The sequence below is a fragment of the Arthrobacter sp. CAN_A2 genome (genome assembly GCF_015752045.1).
Taxonomy (GTDB): Bacteria; Actinomycetota; Actinomycetes; order Actinomycetales; family Micrococcaceae; genus Arthrobacter_D.
The window spans coordinates 1-1,443 of the sequence record NZ_JADOUS010000062.1; the positions used below are offsets into that span (position 1 = coordinate 1).

Here is a 1,443-nt window from a genome sequence, read left to right on the forward strand (position 1 = left end):
GGCTCTTCACGGTTCGTGGGGAATGGCGTGCTGAGGTGAGTGTCATGCCGCCGTCCGGGTGGCACTGGTAAGCAGGATACGGGATCGATAATTGTCGGCGTTGCGGTAGCCGCGTCCGGTGCGTTTGATGTGCTTGATCGCGGTGTTGTTCGCCTCGACTTTCGCGGTCGTCGCACCGGTGGTGATAAGCACCTCGATCTCGGCCCACCACCGGCACACGGTGCGGTAGAGCCGGTTCGTTTCGGGCTGACCGGCAATATTTACGAGCCTTTCAAGCTCGGTTCGTGCAGCGGCCGCGTCGGCCAGGGACCCGGTGCGCAGCAGGACCCTGAGTTGTTCCTTGACCTGCCACGCCGCTTCGAGCCGGCCGGTGGGATCATCGACGGCGAACACCACCTCGAGCCGGTTCCGTGCCCGGTCGGAGAGCTTCTCTGCACCCTTGAGCAGCAGGCGCCGATTCGCCCACACCGGGTCCACGGACCGGCCACGCCGGCCCTTCGCTTCCTGGGTCAGACGCTGGCGGACCTCGGTGAGCATCGCGTTGCCGAGCATGCTCAGATGGAACGCATCGACGGACACCGCGGTGCGCGGCAACCACATCCGCAGGGCTTTCCGGAAGGCCGCGGACGGGTCGATGGCCACGACCTGCACGCCGAGCCGCCACGCCAGGGGCCGGGCCTTGAGCCAGTCTCCGACACCGGCGCTGTCACGCCCGTCGACGATGCCCAGGATCTGCCCGGTGTCCAGGTCCACGATCGTCGACATCCAGGGCTCGTACCGGGTCCAGGTCTTCGTGGTCGGGTCCTGGAAGAAGCGCACGGACCGGTACCGGTGCTCATCGATACCCAGCATCCGCGGCGCCATCGCGTCGACGTCCGGCAGCCTCAGGGCCGCCCTATTCACCGCGTCCTGGACCAGCCACCACGAGACCCCGAATGATGCCGCGGTTTCGGAGACCGCCCGCCCGGAGGTGATCACCGCGGAAACCACATGCTCGCTCAGGCGGCGGGTGGACCGGGCGAACCGGGGCACCTGCACGGTCGCTTCCGTGAAGGACTTCCTGCCGCACTGCGGCTCGTCGCAGAACCAACGCCGCTTCGCCCACACCACCTCCACGGGACCAGCGACCGGGATGTCACGGACGCGTTGGAGGCGGCGTTCCTTCGACCTCGAGGCGATCACACCGCAGCCTGGGCAGCCCGGCGGGTCCGTGGACTCGACCGTGACCCGGCGCTGCCCGAAGGCCAGCGGAACAGCGTCCAGGACCCGGTATCCGGGCAGATCGAAGATCAAAGTGGCAGCGTCAACAGCCGCCAACGTAGGCTTACTCAAGGCTCGTGGTTCCTGTTCAAGATGAATGCTTAGACACACTCATCTCAGCAGGGCCACGAGCTTCTTGCTATCTACGACACGAGACCGCTTCCCCACCAACCGTGAAGAGCC

At 66.4% G+C, this 1,443-nt stretch carries 1 protein-coding gene; it reads right to left on the minus strand.

The annotated features are described in order from the left end of the window. Nucleotides 1-42 precede the first annotated feature (42 nt). Nucleotides 43-1,332, minus strand: coding sequence for an ISL3 family transposase (locus IWX63_RS16580; protein WP_199279249.1), 1,290 nt, complete (start codon nt 1,330-1,332; stop codon nt 43-45). Between the last annotated feature and the right edge of the window lie 111 nt (nt 1,333-1,443).